Annotated in this window: 20 protein-coding genes; 15 read left to right on the top strand and 5 right to left on the bottom strand. The window is 61.8% G+C overall.

Annotation, left to right across the window (positions count from 1 at the left end; translation table 11 throughout):
- Positions 1-68: 68 nt before the first annotated feature.
- Entirely contained in the window at positions 69-977 is a 909-nt protein-coding gene (locus N1058_RS19290; RefSeq protein WP_265519231.1) for a hypothetical protein, read from the bottom strand.
- 281 nt (positions 978-1258) lie between these two features.
- On the opposite strand from N1058_RS19290, the gene N1058_RS19295 reads away from it, so the two are divergent.
- Together N1058_RS19295 and N1058_RS19300 are read left to right on the top strand one after the other, a co-directional pair.
- A complete protein-coding gene (locus N1058_RS19295; RefSeq protein WP_265519232.1) occupies positions 1259-1420 on the top strand; it encodes a DUF2188 domain-containing protein in 162 nt (53 codons plus the stop codon).
- Between the two features lie 123 nt (positions 1421-1543).
- Complete coding sequence (locus tag N1058_RS19300) at positions 1544-2380, top strand: HAD family hydrolase (RefSeq protein WP_265519233.1); 837 nt, start codon at positions 1544-1546, stop codon at positions 2378-2380.
- A 314-nt stretch (positions 2381-2694) separates the two neighbouring features.
- On the opposite strand, the gene N1058_RS19305 is transcribed toward N1058_RS19300, so the two are convergent.
- Together N1058_RS19305 and N1058_RS19310 are read right to left on the bottom strand one after the other, a co-directional pair.
- Positions 2695-3288: an SOS response-associated peptidase gene (locus N1058_RS19305; RefSeq protein WP_265519234.1), complete on the bottom strand. Its 594-nt coding sequence runs from the start codon at positions 3286-3288 to the stop codon at positions 2695-2697.
- Between the two features lie 85 nt (positions 3289-3373).
- On the bottom strand, positions 3374-3517 hold the full coding sequence (locus tag N1058_RS19310) for a hypothetical protein (protein WP_265519235.1): 144 nt from the start codon (positions 3515-3517) through the stop codon (positions 3374-3376).
- A gap of 250 nt (positions 3518-3767) precedes the next feature.
- Here N1058_RS19310 and N1058_RS19315 point away from each other — a divergent pair, with 250 nt between their 5' ends.
- Together N1058_RS19315 and N1058_RS19320 are read left to right on the top strand one after the other, a co-directional pair.
- The gene (locus tag N1058_RS19315; RefSeq protein WP_265519236.1) at positions 3768-5831 is read left to right on the top strand and encodes a ParB/RepB/Spo0J family partition protein; all 2064 of its coding nucleotides are present in this window, start codon (positions 3768-3770) and stop codon (positions 5829-5831) included.
- Positions 5832-6033: 202 nt separating this feature from the next.
- Entirely contained in the window at positions 6034-6456 is a 423-nt protein-coding gene (locus N1058_RS19320; RefSeq protein WP_265519237.1) for a hypothetical protein, read from the top strand.
- Between the two features lie 91 nt (positions 6457-6547).
- Here N1058_RS19320 and N1058_RS19325 read toward each other — a convergent pair whose 3' ends face one another.
- Both N1058_RS19325 and N1058_RS19330 read right to left on the bottom strand, forming a co-directional pair.
- Positions 6548-7441, bottom strand: a complete 894-nt coding sequence (locus N1058_RS19325) for a hypothetical protein (RefSeq protein WP_265519238.1) — start codon at positions 7439-7441, stop codon at positions 6548-6550.
- An 11-nt stretch (positions 7442-7452) separates the two neighbouring features.
- Positions 7453-7704, bottom strand: a complete 252-nt coding sequence (locus tag N1058_RS19330; protein ID WP_265519239.1) for a hypothetical protein — start codon at positions 7702-7704, stop codon at positions 7453-7455.
- Between the two features lie 161 nt (positions 7705-7865).
- Between N1058_RS19330 and N1058_RS19335 the strand changes: the two genes are divergently transcribed.
- From N1058_RS19335 to N1058_RS19385, 11 genes are all read left to right on the top strand, one after another.
- Entirely contained in the window at positions 7866-8807 is a 942-nt protein-coding gene (locus N1058_RS19335) for a hypothetical protein (protein ID WP_265519240.1), read from the top strand.
- An 844-nt stretch (positions 8808-9651) separates the two neighbouring features.
- Positions 9652-9966, top strand: coding sequence for a DUF736 domain-containing protein (locus N1058_RS19340; protein WP_265519335.1), 315 nt, complete (start codon positions 9652-9654; stop codon positions 9964-9966).
- Between the two features lie 409 nt (positions 9967-10375).
- The gene (locus N1058_RS19345; RefSeq protein WP_265519241.1) at positions 10376-11218 is read left to right on the top strand and encodes a DUF932 domain-containing protein; all 843 of its coding nucleotides are present in this window, start codon (positions 10376-10378) and stop codon (positions 11216-11218) included.
- A 307-nt stretch (positions 11219-11525) separates the two neighbouring features.
- Entirely contained in the window at positions 11526-11741 is a 216-nt protein-coding gene (locus tag N1058_RS19350; protein WP_265519242.1) for a transcriptional regulator domain-containing protein, read from the top strand.
- 67 nt (positions 11742-11808) lie between these two features.
- The gene (locus N1058_RS19355; RefSeq protein WP_265519243.1) at positions 11809-12312 is read left to right on the top strand and encodes a DUF2285 domain-containing protein; all 504 of its coding nucleotides are present in this window, start codon (positions 11809-11811) and stop codon (positions 12310-12312) included.
- A 149-nt stretch (positions 12313-12461) separates the two neighbouring features.
- The gene (locus N1058_RS19360) at positions 12462-12731 is read left to right on the top strand and encodes a helix-turn-helix transcriptional regulator (RefSeq protein WP_265519244.1); all 270 of its coding nucleotides are present in this window, start codon (positions 12462-12464) and stop codon (positions 12729-12731) included.
- On the top strand, positions 12732-13751 hold the full coding sequence (locus tag N1058_RS19365; RefSeq protein WP_265519245.1) for a replication initiator protein A: 1020 nt from the start codon (positions 12732-12734) through the stop codon (positions 13749-13751).
- Positions 13748-14401: a ParA family partition ATPase gene (gene parA / locus N1058_RS19370; RefSeq protein ID WP_265519246.1), complete on the top strand. Its 654-nt coding sequence runs from the start codon at positions 13748-13750 to the stop codon at positions 14399-14401. Before N1058_RS19365 ends, parA begins: the two co-directional genes overlap by 4 nt.
- Positions 14398-14652 carry a hypothetical protein gene (locus tag N1058_RS19375; protein ID WP_265519247.1) on the top strand — a complete coding sequence of 85 codons (255 nt, stop codon included), beginning with the start codon at positions 14398-14400 and terminating at the stop codon, positions 14650-14652. The genes parA and N1058_RS19375 overlap by 4 nt, the downstream gene beginning before the upstream one ends.
- Complete coding sequence (locus N1058_RS19380; protein ID WP_265519248.1) at positions 14649-15167, top strand: DUF2840 domain-containing protein; 519 nt, start codon at positions 14649-14651, stop codon at positions 15165-15167. Before N1058_RS19375 ends, N1058_RS19380 begins: the two co-directional genes overlap by 4 nt.
- Positions 15164-15709 carry a S26 family signal peptidase gene (locus N1058_RS19385; RefSeq protein ID WP_265519249.1) on the top strand — a complete coding sequence of 182 codons (546 nt, stop codon included), beginning with the start codon at positions 15164-15166 and terminating at the stop codon, positions 15707-15709. Before N1058_RS19380 ends, N1058_RS19385 begins: the two co-directional genes overlap by 4 nt.
- Positions 15710-15733 lie beyond the last annotated feature (24 nt).

The following is a 15733-nucleotide window of genomic DNA, read 5'->3' on the forward strand; positions in this document are numbered from 1 at the left end:
GTTCTGGTGCGCGGCGTCACCTGTGCTTGCGAGTACAGCGCAACTGTTCCCTCGGCAAAGTTATACCGTCAATCTTCGCAGCTCTGGTTGAACTGGACCAGCCGGCTTCGAGCCTCGTCGACAGACTGCGTACCGCGCGCACGATTGGCAAACTGTGTGACAAGCTGAATGTTGCCTTCGCAGTATCCCAGCCGATTGTCGATCCGATCGAGTGACACGCGATCATCCTGCGCGCCCCCGTCTTCGTCGCTGCGCTCGTCGAAGGCCTGACCAGTCAGGGCGCAGCGCCCCTTTTGCTCGTCCCATAGTGCATTGACCAGAGCTGTGAGCTCCGGTCTCGAAAGAGACCCTTCGTATTCTTTGCCTTTTAATGTCTTTTCGAGACCAGCCTGTGCAATCCGGCTGAGAGCGTTGCTGACGGCTCGGGCAATTTCTCTTTCCCTCGCCGGTTGTGGAGTCAGGATCTTGGCGAGTTGGTATTTGGAAGGGACGGGATCGAGCGCTCCTAGAACGTCTTCGTATCCCACAAACCACACGCAACGGCGCTGCTCCGCAGGGATGTCGTCGATGTGTATCTTGCTCAACTTCGCACGCCTTGCCTCGAAGGCGCCTGGACTGGGCTGTCTAGTCGCTCTGTTCACCACGAGCATAGTGAGGTCGGGAAACCCCAACGGGTCTATAGCGTATGCGTACACTTCGTCCAGCCATCGACCGTTCTGGGGATTTCCGTGTCCCCTCAGCTCTATCGCTTGCGTGTAAGTAATCAGGCACTTTGTTTTCGCACAGCGCGCCAGTAGAGCAACATCTTCAAGGACAGTCTGAACCCGATGCACCAATTCATCTGCCGCCAGGTTAGGACGTGCGCCTGAAAGGGCAGCCCGGATCGTTTTGATTGCGGCTGCAAAGTGGTCAACCGACGTTCCTTCCAGCGATCCGCCGCCGGTGAAGACCTTTGAGGTTTGATCCTGATCGCTCATCGTCTTCCCTCCCGCAGGCTACCGCCGCCCGTTCGATCCCTTATACTGGGAGAAAGCCTGATTAATGCCAATATACTGGGAGAAAGCCTGATTAATGCCAATTTCCATCTGCAAACGGAAACATGCTTTCGAAGTGCCCAACGATCACATTGGGCCGCAAGCCGATTTCTCAAACCAAACAGCTTAGGGTGAGCGGTTTATTGCGCGAGCATCCTACCGGGGACGAACAACTTGATACATCTATGTTAGACTTTCCCTCCTAATAACGCAGGAGGTCGAACATGCCAGATACGAAGAATTATTGGACCCAACAGCGACCCGACGGGAAGTGGGAGTCCAAGCGCGAAGGTGCCGCTCGCGCCAGCAAGGTCACCACCACGCAGGCCGATGCCTGGTCGCATCTCGGCAGAAGGCGGCAGAAACGGAAGGCGAAGCCTTCTTGAAGGGCCGCGACGGAAAGATCCGTGAGCCCAACACTTACGGTAAGGATCCGTATCCGCCGAAGGGCTAATCTGCAACCGCCGGATATTTGAAGGAACCACGATTGCCGACGGAGGGCATTGACCATGGATGAGCCGAAGCGCACGGCGCTGATTTATGATTTCGACGGCACGCTCGCTCGCGGCAACCTGCAGGAGATGAGCTTCATTCCCAAGGTCGGAATGACAAAGGAAGAATTCTGGGACGAGGTGAAGACCCGCACCCGGGACCACGATGCCGATGAAATCCTCGTCTACATGCACCTGATGCTCGACAAGGCGCGCGATCAAGGTGTGCAGATCACCGTCGAGGATCTGCGGCGCCATGGAGAGGAAGCGCCACTCTTTCCTGGCCTTGCCGATCGCTCATGGTTTCAGCGCATTAACAAGCATGCGGCTGATCGCGGTCTCGCGCTCGAACACTACATAGTCTCGTCCGGGATCCACGAGATGATCGAGGGTTGCTCGATCCGTGATGCCTTCCGGCAGGTCTTCGCCTCGAAGTTTATCTACGTCGATGACATCGCAGCATGGCCAGGCGTCGGGATTAATTACACGACCAAGACCCAATATCTGTTTCGGATTAACAAAGGCATCGACAACCACTGGGACAACGATTCCATCAACAGTTACATGCCCGAAGACGAGCGTCCTATCCCGTTCGACAGGATGATCTTTCTCGGCGATGGCGACACCGACATTCCGACGATGAAGATGCTCACGCACAAGGGTGGCCACTCAGTCGCCGTCTACGATGAGAACCGAAGCGACCGCGACCTCAACAGGATCCACAAGCTGATTTCTGATGGCCGTGTCGAATTCGTCGCCCCTGCCGACTACGAGGAGAAGTCACAACTCGATATCATCGTGAAGGGCATTCTCGGGCGCATCGCAAGGAAGCACAGATATAGGCCAAGTGCATGACCTTTGACGCGGACCAGGTGGATCAACCTCAAATCACGAGAGTTCAACTATTGACAGCTTGCCTTCAGATTATCGTCTCACGTGGCAGACACAATCTGCCTCCGAGCGAGTGCCGCTTCTAGCGTCCGCTTTCGAAATATTGCGCCGCAGCATAAATGCTATTGGTAAGAGACCGCTAAGGGCTCAATCGAGCCGATCGCCATGCCTTTCGTCAAGGGCAGCGATGGCTCGATTCCCAACGGTGCATGAACCACGAAAACACTGAACGCGACTACTGATCTGTATAATATCGCTGATCGCGCCATACTGTATGGTCAGTCGCTCCCTTGGCGCACGGTTTCGACCTCAAGCGAGCCAGCCGGGAGCGGCCTAAGCAATTCCGCTTCCGGCTTGGCCAGATGGATCCAGGCAGCCCAGTCCTGTGGCCAAAGCACCACCACCTGCCGGTTGTGATAAGGCTCGACATCAGGTCCCGGCTCGGTCGTGAGCATCGTGAAGGACGGCGGTTGATTGCCCTGACCGTCGCGCCACAGACCGGCGATCGCCATGAAAGGTGCGTTGGCCAGCGTGAACCTGTGTTTCGCTTTCGGGTATTTCCTGCCGGTGAACTCGTAAAACGCCGATGCGGGAACGAGGCAGCGGTTGCTGTTCGCGAAGCTTCGTCCCTCCGAGCGGAAATTAAACACCGGTCCGCCCTTGGCGCCCGACGGCGGGAAGCTGAAATTCATCGATGCCAGTTCGATGTCCTTGCTGGCGGCGCGCATGACCGGCGCCATATCGTTGATGCGGACGTCGTCGCTTTCAGGAAGGTCGCGTTCGGACTGATGGGTCGGGATGCCGAGCTCGAGTGCCTGCATCATCTTGCAGTATTCCACCCACTTCACATGCTGTTCGTAGGCATTGCACATGCCTCAACCTACGACAGATCTGGCGTTCTTTCGAGAGGCGGAGGAGCGCCTCTTCGTCGTAGTGGCAATGCCGAAGCGGATCCGATCAGATGAACGCGTCTCGACCACTCAGCAACTCACTGGTGAGTGTGAATTCATTTTCCGTCGGGCTGTCCGAGAACAGATACGGCCACAGTCGCCTCTTGGTAGCAACCGGTTCAAGCCAGTGTACTTTCTCGGCCAGCGGCATCCGCAATCTCTCCTGCCGGAAGTCTTGCTAAGGGCTCTGCCCTCGCGCGGCGCAAGGCGGCCGGGCCGGTCTCCCCAACCTTCCGCGCGGGTGCGTGAATCCGCACTTTCGTAAATCCTGAAATCCGCTTGTGCAGGCCGGGTGATCCCCCTCCGTCCCGGCCGCCTTGCGCCTTGCTACCCCGGTCTCGCCGACGGGCAGGGCTGCAGCGCAGCGCTGCGCTGCAACCCTGACCCATAGGAGAAAGACCATGACGACCAAAGCGAAGACCGAAACTGTCATCGAGAACGGCACGGAGATTTTCGTCCCGCTCAACAAGCTGAAGAAGTCGCCGCACAATGTGCGGAAGACCCCGCACAGCGAGGCGTCCATTGAGGCGAAGGCGGCGAGCATCGCCGCTAAGGGTATCCTGCAAAATCTGGTGGTGGAGCCGGAGCTTGATGGCGATGGCCAGCCGACCGGCTTCTATCTCGTCAGCGTTGGCGAGGGCCGTAGGCTGGCGCAGCTTCTCCGCGTCAAGCGTAAGGAGATCAAGAAGACGGAGCCGATCCGCTGCGTCGTCGACACGGCAAACGACCCCGCCGAGATCAGCCTTGATGAGAACGTCAACCGCGAGAACCTTCACCCCGCCGACGAGTTCGAGAGGTTCCGCGAGCTCGCGGAAAATCGCGGTTGGGGCGCGGAAGAAATCGCGGCCCGGTTCGGCGTGACCGCGCATGTGGTGAAGCAGCGGATGCGCCTCGGCGCGGTCAGCCCCAAGCTGATGCAGGTTTACCGCGACGGCGATCTGACCCTCGACCAGTTAATGGCCTTTGCCATCACCGAGGATCATGAGCGGCAGGAACAGGTTTATGAATACCTGTCCTATAATCGCGAGCCTTGGACTATCCGCCGCGATCTGACCAAAACCAATGTGGCGGCGACGGATCGGCGCGCAATCCTTGTGGGCGCGGAAGCCTATGCCGAGGCAGGCGGTAACATCATCCGCGACCTGTTCACCGAGGATCGTGGTGGCTTCTACGAGGACGCCGCGCTGCTGGACCGGCTTGTCATCGACAAGCTGGAACGGATCGCGGCGCAGGTTCAGGAGGCCGAAGGTTGGAAGTGGGTTTCGGTCCACATCGACTATCCCCACGCCCACGGTATGCGCCGCACCTATCCGCAGCCGGTAGAGCTTTCGGAGGAAGACGCCGCCGCCTACGACGCCGCGCAAGAGAAACTTGAGCGCCTGTCGGCAGAGTGGGAGGACGCGGACGTGGACCTGCCGCCCGACGTAGATGCTCGGTTCGCGGAGCTTGAAGCCGAGATCGAGCGTATCGACGCCAAGCGCCACGCCTACGATGCCGACGAGATCGCGCGCGGCGGCGCGTTTGTCGTCCTGTCCCATGATGGGGACGCTCGTATCGAGCGCGGTCTCATCCGTCTCGAGGACGAGAAGCCGGACGCTGTGGAAGCCGATGGCGGTGAAACCGTCATCGACGGCGTGCGTGTCGACAGCGATGGAGAGATCATCAAGGACGAGAACCATGTTGCCGCGCTCGACGCGGAGGTCGAGGAAGCGGCGGAAGACGGCAAGCCGTTGTCCGACCTTCTCATCCGCGACCTGACCGCTCACCGGACGCTCGGCCTTCGTCTCGCTCTTGGCAAGCAGCCGGACATGGCGCTGATCGCCGTCACTCACGCGCTCGCCGCGCAGACCTTCTATCACGGGGCGGAAGCCCACTGCCTCGAAATCCGCCCCACCAGTTCGCACCTTGGCGGACATGCGGACGGCATCGAGGACACGGCGGCGGCGAAGGCGCTGGCGGATCGTCATGCCGGATGGGCGGCCGACATGCCGCGAGACGTGACGTGCCTCTGGGGCTTTATCGCCGGGCTGGATCAGGCGAGCGTCATGGCGCTGTTCGCGCATTGCGCTTCCCTGACCGTCAACGCCGTGAGACAGCCTTGGGAGAGGAAGCCCCGCGCGTACGAGACGACGGACAGGCTGGCGACGGCGGTTGCCCTCGACATGACGGCGCACTGGACGCCCACTGTGCGGACCTATCTCGGCCGCGTCACCAAGGCGCACATCCTCGCCGCCGTGCGGGAAGCCGTCAGTGACGAAGCCGCCGAGCGGATCGCGGGCAAGAAGAAGCAGGAGATGGCGGAAGCCACCGAGCAGCTTCTCGCCGGCACCGGCTGGCTGCCTTCACTCATGCGCACGCCCGAACCCGCATGGCTGAGCGAGGAGAGGCCGGAGGCCCACACTGCCGAGGCCGAGGACGCCCAGGAAACGGAGGACGCCGACAGCTTCACCGTCGCGGCGGAATGATGGTGAGCCGGGGCGGCGCAAGCGCCCCGGCCTCCACCGGAAAAATCGCGGCCGCGCGGCTGCACCGCGCGGCCGGATAACCTCAACTATCCGACTGGAAACACGAGATTCCGGTCGACCGAATGAACAACCATTACCACGATGACCGTGCCAAACACGGAGCGCGGGGGAGGACGGAGGAAGGCAGAATAGGAGGACGATCATGGTCGCAGTGATGTTGATGAGCGTGGCGCTGATCGCGGTCCTATGTGTCGCCGCCTATAGGCTCGCAGTCTATGCACTGCCCTTCATGCTCGGATTGACCGCCGCTCGCTTTGCCTACGAGACCGGCTCCGGTCTGATCGGCGCGGGATTGGTCGGCCTGGTCGCCGCAGGCGTTGCCTTCGGCTTATTGGCACTGCTGTTCGACACACTGTGTCAGCCGATCTTGCGCCTGATCGTGGCGCTCATCGTCGCCATGCCGGCAGCCGTCGCCGGCTACGCGCTCGTCCACGGCGTCATGCGCGAGACGGTTCCTTCTGAAATCTGGCGGCAAATCTTTTGCATTGTCGGCGGGGCATTTGTCGGTGTCTCGGCCTTGATGCGACTGGCGGCACCACCGGATGCGTCATCCGCTGGGTCTTAGCGGCAGTCGCCATTCTACCCCCTCTACGGCGTTCCTAGGCGCGCACTTCAGTTGGCTTGGTAGCATAGTTCCCGCAAGTGTATCGTGCTGATTAAACCCCCTTGTTCATCCGGAGAATCGTCTGGATCAGGCCGAAAAGCCGATGGAAGAGGTAGTCAATATGTTCACCCCTTGCGACCCGCTCTTTACTCTTCTCCGAGTGGCGTATTTGCATGTTGTTGCCGATCCACGTGAGTTCCTTGGCCTCTCTCTCCAAGGCTTGACCAAGCAGCGGGGAAGATGGTCCGGCAGTGGCGTTAAGGAGGGCGGTGGCCTGCGCCTTCTTGTCTGGCCCCGGGCCTAAGGTCTTAAGGCGTTCCCAAGCATCCCATAGCGTCTCCAATGCCTCCCTGCGCACCGCCTCGTCGGGGTCGAGAAATTTGCGGCGCGCCGCTTCCATCATGCGATTCATCTCTGAATCTCGCGTGTGGAAATGAGCTGATGCAAGCTCCTCCCTCAACACAGGGGGCACAAGCCGTTCTATGCCGCCGTCTTCCTTCAGTTCGAAGGCGAGGCCGTTCCGCCGGAGAATCCGATTGATGTCATCCCGAAACTGGTCTCGACCGGCTTCAACATCAAACCGGAGGTGATGATGTTTGAAATAGCTATGATAGCCGACATGGCTTGGCTTTCCGACGCACCGCCAGCCGAATTCGATCATATCGAGGATATCCAGCGTCCTCGGCATTTCAATCGCGTCGTACCACACGGGTAGCTTCAGTTCCTGAAAATTGGGGACGTCTCCCTGCATTCCTTTCCAAAAGGCATCCGCGTCGGTGCCTATGGGGCCGTTGCCATCCGGGCAAGGATTGGGGTAGGCCGCCCCGAACGAGCCATCCTCTGTTCGTGCGATGATGAGGGCTTTGATGCCGCCCCATGCGCCATCGCCAATTTCCTCGATCTCCCGAGGACGTTCACCTTCTTCCTTCTCGCTGAAATATGTCATTGGTCACCCTGTTATTCGTCTTTGGGTGTCTTACCGAAGGCATACCCCATTGCGCCTGCGATCAGTGTTGCAGCCTCACCTGTGAGAGCGTCATTTAGCGCGAGGATCCCAACAATAGGGACTGCAATGGTGAGCACCGTGTAACGGATGAATTGCCATCCGATCCCCTTGGCCTTGTCCTGTGGGTTACCCCGGCGGTTGAGATAGCCAACGATCAACACGCCCGGAACCACCGAAGCTAATACCACCGAAACCCATATCATCGCTTCCCCTTTCGGTTCCAAATAGCTCTTGCGACTGACGGACTGGCATAGCATCAGAGCGACACGAAGAGCTACACTGCAATGAAGAGCGCGTGATCCTCGCCGCAACCTGGGAAACAAACTCGTGAGGTGATCCACTCGCAAGAACAGGAAGCCCCAAAATGCTCCGCGCGACAAAAGAAGAAACCGAGAAAGTCCGTGAATATTTTGAATGGCAAGCGCCAGATCTCGAGATTACCTTTATGCAAAAGGTCTATTCCGAGGCCGTGCTAAGCACTCGCCACGACGTTTGGGACATACATACGAACAAAGATCGGTGGTGGGTTATCACCGATCCCACGAACCTATACTCGCAAGAGCAGTTTCCGAACATGGATCTGGCCGTGACGTTTCACATCGGCCTATGTCTGCGGATACCACGAACCGAGAAGCAACTCGTCGACGACCGGAGGGTCGTGCCGTTCGACAAGACCTTCGTGAAGCTTTCCGAAGCCTCCGACGCGCTCTCTGCTGCTCTGAATTTGGCCGACTACCAGGCGGTGGGCGTTCACTCGCGTGAGGTGCTTTTGGAGTTCATCGGCGCCGCCCAAGACTCAGCCGAATGGACAGATAACCCGCCGAAACGGGCTGACTTACGCGGTTGGATCGAGATCATCGTCAACGAGCTGCTGCCCGGTGGAGGCAACAAGGAGCGTCGTGGTCTCCTCAAGTCAACACTGGATTCTGCATGGACTTTCACGAACTGGCTGACCCATTCCAAATCAGCAACGTGGCAGGATGCTGACATGGCGGTCGCCACCGTGGAGTATGCAATTGGCATGGCGACGTCGCTTCTAATTCGTGAGCTTCGGGGCGTGCCGACTGAATGTCCTGACTGTGGGTCGCCTCATCTTGAGCCTGAGGACGGCGAAAACACTGCGATTCCCGGTGTGCTCTGGCAGCGGCCACGCTGCGCTGCTTGTGGCTGGGCGGGACGCCCAATGCCGATCATGATGATCGAGGGGTTCGAGGGACTAGTTACGCGAGAAGGGGAGGATCGTGGAGACGAACACTCGATCATGACGACCCCACTTCGTTCCATCCGCAAGCCGAGTGACGAGTAGTTTCAAATGAATGTCGGCACCCTCGTTGTCTGCTTGTTCCGATAGGTGAGATGGACGTCGAGATCCACAAAACCCGGAAGTGAGGTCGTGAAGCGTGGTGATGGAGCGTTGCCCTTTGGGCCGCGCTTTCGGCTTCGCCGGAACCACGTCTGCGGCGTGTTTCCGCCATTCGGCTTCAATCGCTAACGCAAGAAGCAGGTGGAGGCGGCCCCCTCACGTGACGCGCCACCGTGCTGGGCTCCATAGGATTCCGGCCTCAATCGCTGCGTCGGCATCATGAGGCGGTGTCGCCGTCCTCGGCCGCGACACGTTCTGGCAGCGTAAAGCGGGGCAGCATGATCGTTGCCGTGACATGATGGATTGCGGCGTCGTTCCCGCGTGACGGCTTCATCGGCGGCGCAGCGGCCGCGAGGGAAGAAACGAAGAAATGGGGCGGCGCACACGCTGTTGTCAGTCGGGATTCTTCTGCGAGTCCTGTCGTTTGAGGGCGCCGACCTCTATTTGACCCGCATCGGTCGAGCCTCGTCGCTCTGGCACGGAGACCGATTGTTGCCTGTCGTGTTTCTGTCGATTTCCATGCTGGCCGCCCATCTGCGTCCTCGATTGGCGGGGGTCTGACCGAAGACCGCCGCCGCTGCGCGCCATCTCGCTCGTCTTCTCGCAACGGCTGTCACCAGCTTTTTTCCGCCGCCTTCGGCTTTGCATCGCGAAACAAAAAAGCCGTTGCCGGCCGCCTTCCACTGACGTTCCAGCCCTGACGGGTGCGGGGCCGATCGCCTCCGGTCCCACGACCCCCATCGAGGTCGCGATGGGCGCGGCCCGATTGGAGAAAAGGAACACGACAATGGCAACCATCGGCACGTTCACCAAGTCCGGCAATGGCTACGCCGGCTCGGTCAAGACCCTCACCCTCAACGTCAAGACCGTTACGCTCGTCCCGGCCGAGGGCGATAGCGAGCGCGGCCCCGACTTCCGCATCTTCGCCAGCGCTGTCGAACTGGGTGCAGCGTGGAAGAAGACCGCCCGCGAGACGCAGCGCGAGTACCTCTCCGTCAAGCTGGACGATCCGAGCTTCCCCGCCCCGATCTACGCCAGCCTGGTCGAAGCCGAGGACGGCGAGAGCCACAACCTCATCTGGTCCCGTCGCAACGGCGACTGAGGCCGAAGCCCCAAGGAGCCCCGCTCACCCGAGCGGGGCTTCGCCATGCTCATGGCCGCCACCATCTTTCAGGAAATACGGAGATCGGGAGGCACGATTTTCCGGTTCTCCGGTTTCGCACTCCCCGATCGGATCTTGTTCCCGGCGTCCGCTGGCGCTCCAACCGGGCGGTTTTGCTAGGGGCGCTGCCCCCGCGCGGCGCAAGGGCCGCTGACGCTCGGCCGTGCCGGTATCCCCGGCCTTCCGCGCGGATGCGTGCGTCGCACTGTCGTGATGACTCCATCCGCTTGTGCAGGCCGGGCGATCCCCCTCCGGCCCGGCCGCCCTTGCACCTTGCTACCCCGGTCTCGCCGACGGGCAGGGTTGCAGCGCAGCGCTGCGCTCCAACCCAAGCCCAAGGAGAAAGATCATGTATCACCAGCTTGCCACCCGGTTCGGCCGCAACGCCCATCAGATCAGCGGGCGCGAAGCCCTCGACAATGAAGCCCTTTACCGGCATGTCCCGTCCATCTTCGCCCGCGAGGCGCATGACAGCCGGTCGGAACGTTACGTCTATGTCCCCACCATCGACATAGTGGAGGGGCTGCGCCGGGAAGGATGGTTCCCGTTCTTCGCCGTGCAGGCGGTTCCCCGTGACGGCAGCCGCCACGGCCACGCCAAGCACATGCTGCGCCTGCGCCGGGATGAAGGCATCGGCAAGCCGGAGGCCGCCGAAGTCATCATCGTCAACAGCCATGACGGGACGAGCGCCTACCAGATGTTCGCCGGGATGCTCCGTTTCGTCTGCACCAACAGCATGATCGCGGGCGAGCGCTTCGAGGAAGTCCGCGTTCCTCACAAGGGCAATATCCAGCATGATATTATCGAAGGCGTTTACACGGTCGCCGAGGACTTCCCGCGCCTGATCGACGCCAGCGAGACCATGAAGGAAATCACGCTGTCGGCGGATGAACGCCGCGTGCTTGCCGAGGCGAGCCTTGTCGCCCGCTATGGCGAGGATGAAAGCCCCATCCGTCCCGAACAGATCATCGAGCCGCGCCGCCGCGAGGATGTGGGCCGGAGCCTCTGGATGACTTTCAACGTCATTCAGGAGAATGTCATTCGTGGCGGACTGGACGGACGCAAGCGCAATGCGGAGGGCCGCATCCGCCGCAGCCGCACCCGTCCCATCAACGGCATCGATCAGGGTGTAAGCCTCAATCGTGCCCTTTGGACGCTGGCCGAAGGGATGCAGCGGCTGAAAACAGGATGACCACCAAGCCGTAGAGCCGGATTTCCGGCTCTACGGCTCCGTCTTTCAGGGTTTCCGCGTTCGATATTTTTCCGCCGATCCGGCTTTGCGGACAGGCGGCGCGGTCGCGCATTCGTTGCACGTCCGCCGCTCGCCGGGCTGCGCCCGGCTCGCGAAATCACGTCGCAAACGCTGAGAAGAAGCCGCGAATATCGATCGGGCTACGCGATCAACATATCAGCATAGAGCGGCTTCAAACACGATCTCGTCTCACGAAAGCTCTCACCGGAGATTGCCTCGCAAACCCTGGAATCGAGAGGCCGACGAGATGTTGAGCATCGATTGGCGTTCGCCTGCGGCGTATCAGCATGCGGAACACATTCCCGCCGCTGGCTTCGCCTGGGAGTATCTCCGGCGCGATGGCGAGTATCACCGCGACTACCAGCGGATAACGCGCATCAGGAAACCTGCTGCCCGCACGCTGGAGGAATTTTCGAAGCGCTGGGGGTTGCGATTTCCCGTGCGATCCCGAAACGCCCCCTGATCAGCAGTCGCCATTCTGGATTCCAAGCCTTCAGCCGCACGCGGTTCAATTGTCGCCAGTGCGGCAAGTGGGCGCCGACATTAGCACCGCCTCGATCAAGCTGGCGCATCTCGATGGTCTCGATCTCCGGCACGCAGAGGACGGCTGGCACGGACTCTGGCGAGCCAATGGTGTCACGCATCAAATGTGGCTGCCCGCAGCGCTACCCGACGTGCCGACGTCCTACGCTGTCATCTTGCCGATGGATTCCTTTCTGGAATTGCGCGCGCACGCCGCGCGGCGGCTTTGGCGATCGCTCAATGGCCGTGTGCCGGGACCGGACTTCCGCGCCATGCCGGCACAGCTCCGACAGTTCCACATTCTCTCGCTGCGGGCACTCGATGCCCGGCTGCGGGAGATCAGCTACCGGAAGATCGCCGAAGTGCTTTTGGGCTTTCGTGGCACGAAAGAGGACTGGGAGAGCGATCCCCGGAAGAACCGGGCTCGCCGTCTCGTTGGCAATGGCCTGCGCATGATGCGCGGCGGCTATCGGACGCTGCTCCACTACCCGGTCAGACTGCCGAAGCGCTAGGCAGCATATCCGATCATCACACCTCCAAAGGGGTGCCGCCAGCGCAGAGGCGCAAATGCGGCACGCTACACGTCGCCGATGATCCGCCACGGTTCGCCATGACGCGCTGTCACCGCCGGCAGCGCCCCGAACGAACCGGAGGTGTCCCCATGCCCGATCCGCTGGCCGGTTTGCCGCCGCGACTCCTGCGCACGCCCGAGGCGGCGCGCTTTCTTGGAATCTCCATCCGCACGCTTGAGAAGCACCGCACCTACGGGACTGGTCCGACCTATCGCAAGATCGGTGGCCGCGTCGTGTATGCCGTCGAAGACCTGCAAGCCTGGACAGCGAGCGGGGCCCGCAAATCCACCACCGACAAGGACGCGGGCCGCGTCTTTCCGGCGCGTCCCCTGACGCCGGCCGAGCGGGGCGAGCGCTAAATGTCGCGCGATGACCAGCATCGCCGCACGCATCGGCCCGAGGCCAGCGAGCGGACCCGCCTCGATCCCTTCGTGGTGGCGACTGGCGACGCTTCCCCACGCGACCAGCGCGACCTCATGGAGCGGCCCTTCTTCTCGCTGGCGAAGACCCCGCGCACCAAGCCGATTCTCTACAAGGCGGCCGATGTCGAGGTCCGAGTGTACGGCATGCCCCAGCACGGCATGGCGACCATCTGGGATGCCGACGTGCTCATCTGGGCAGCCTCGCAGATCGTCGAGGCCGAGAACCACGGCCTCGCCACCTCACGCTTCTTCCGCTTCACGCCGTACCAGCTCCTCCGCGCTATCGGCCGTCCCACCGGCAACCGACAATATCTGCTGCTCAAGGCCGCGCTCGCACGCCTGCAATCGACCGTCATCGCAACCACGATCCGCAACGGCGCACACTGGAGGCGCCGGCAATTCTCCTGGATCAACGAATGGGAGGAGATGACGACGCGAGCCGGCCGCGTAGAGGGCATGGAGTTCGTCCTGCCCGAATGGTTCTACAACGGCGTCGTCGACCGCTCGTTGGTGCTCACCATCGACGCGGCCTATTTCCGGCTGACGGGCGGCATCGAGCGCTGGCTTTATCGCGTTGCCCGCAAACATGCCGGTCGCCAGCGCCACGGCTGGCTGTTTGAGTTCGCACATTTGCACGCCAAGTCTGGCAGCCTTGCGCGCTTTTCCGACTTTGCGCTCGATCTCCGCCGGATCGTTGCCCGCCAGCCGCTGCCCGGCTACCAGCTCCAGATCGAGCGGGAAAATCGCCGCGAGTTGCTGCGCATCCAGCCCGACGAACAATTCACAGTGCCTGTGGAAAGGCATGTGAATCCTATCGGCACATCAGGCGCACGAACTATCGGCACATCAGACGCAACTCTCTTTATAGAAGAGTCTAACAGAGAATCTAACTCTTCTTCTTTGACGCGCACGCGCGCGATCCATGGTGCCACTGCCGGCCGGAGGCGCGCACCATGATCGTCGCGCTCCTCAACCAGAAAGGCGGCGTCGGCAAGACCACGCTAGCGCTGCATCTCGCCGGCGAATGGGCCGGGAGAGGACAGCGCGTAACGGTGATCGACGCCGATCCCCAAGGCTCCGCGTTGGACTGGTCGCAGCAGCGCAGCCGCGAGGGCCTGCCGCGGCTGTTCGGCGTCATCGGTCTGGCACGGGACACGCTGCATCGCGAGGCGCCGGAGCTGGCCCGCAATGTCGATCATGTCGTCATTGACGGCCCACCACGTGTCGCTGCCCTCATGCGCTCGGCGCTGCTTGCCGCCGACCTGGCGCTGATCCCTGTCCAGCCTTCGCCTCTCGACGGCTGGGCGTCGGCCGAGATGCTGGCGCTTCTGCGCGAAGCGCGCATCTATCGGCCACAACTCGCCGCACGTTTCGTGCTGAACCGCTGCGGCGCGCGCACGATCATCGCTCGCGAGACGGCCGAGACGCTGGCCGATCACGATCCCCCTGTGCTCACCACCACCATCGGCCAGCGTGTCGTCTTCGCCGACGCTGCGCGGACTGGCCGGCTCGCTTTCGAGATCGATGATGACAGCCCGGCCGCGCGTGAGATCGCGGCGCTCACCGCCGAAATCGACAGTCTTCGCATCGGAAGGGTCGCGCCATGACCGGACGCACTGGTAAGCGCGGTTTCGCGTCCCGTCCGGGCGATGCCGAGGGCTGGATCAAGGCGGCTAATGTGCGCGCCGACAGCAAGAACGCTCGCGCGAGCTTCACCGCCCGGCTGACGATCGATGTGACGCCCGAGCTGCGCGGCCGCATCAAGGTCGCGGCCTTCCGGCGCGGCCAGACCGTCGCCGACATGATGCGCGACCTGCTCGCGCGCGAATTCCCACTTGACCAAGGAGAGATATCATGACCGGCAATGCGGCCCGCCGCATGCGCGGCCGTCCGTGGCCGGACGGTCCCGCGCCCTTCACCACATTGGTCGAGCTAACGTGGCATCAGAAGAAGATCGAGCACTGGATCAGGTTCGGCCACAAGAGCTACGAGAAGATCCTCGACCGCCGCCGCAGTATCGTCGGCTTCGCGCCGGACAGCATGTTCGCCTTCGTGCGCTGGGCGGCCAACGACTTCGGCACGATCGTCTCGCGCATCGATATCGTGCGCGCCGTTGGCCGCGGCGAGCCGTTCCAGACGCTACCCTTCGTGCGGCCAGGCGGGGAAATCATGCTGCGGCTCGACGGCTGGTCGAAAGTCGAGCGCGCCCTCCAGGCGATCGATGCGGTGGAGCCCCTCGGCCTCGATCCGGCAGATGTCGCGCCGGAGCACTGGCGGCATGTGCACAATCGTCTGATCGCCGGCCATGAGCCGCGCGCCTACACGCCCGAGCAGCACGCTGCCTGGCTCCAGCGCCGGAAGATCGCGCCATGACCCGCTTCGGCTACGTCATGATGACGTACTTCGCGACGATGGGCGTCGCCGTCGCCGCCTTCATTCCGACGCCTGTGAAGGTGATTTGGAACGCCAGCGCGAGCGCGCCGATCGGCTTCTACACCATTGAGCCCGTCGGTTGGCTTGAGGTGCCCGATCTCGTCGCCGTCGTTCCGCCCAAACCGCTGGCGCGCTTCATGGCGGAGCGCGGCTATGTCGGACGCGGCGCACCGCTTCTGAAGCGCGTTGTCGGCCTGCCGGGACAGCGCGTTTGTCGCTCCGGTCGCACCATCACCGTCGACGCAGTTGAAATGAGCGAGGCGCTGGAGCGCGATCGCTTCGGCCGCGAACTGCCCGTCTGGCAGGGCTGCCGCGTGATCGCTGACGGCGAAATCTTTCTCATGAACTGGGAAGTCCGAGACAGCCTTGATGGCCGCTACTTCGGACCCATCCCGGCAAGCTCCGTCATCGGTCGGGCGACACCGCTCTGGACCGACGAGGAGGACGACGGCCGCTACCAATGGCGCGCGCCGACGCACTGAACCCAGCATTCACACCCGACCATA

Source organism: Nitratireductor luteus, from assembly GCF_026162365.1.
Lineage (GTDB): Bacteria > Pseudomonadota > Alphaproteobacteria > Rhizobiales > Rhizobiaceae > Chelativorans > Chelativorans luteus.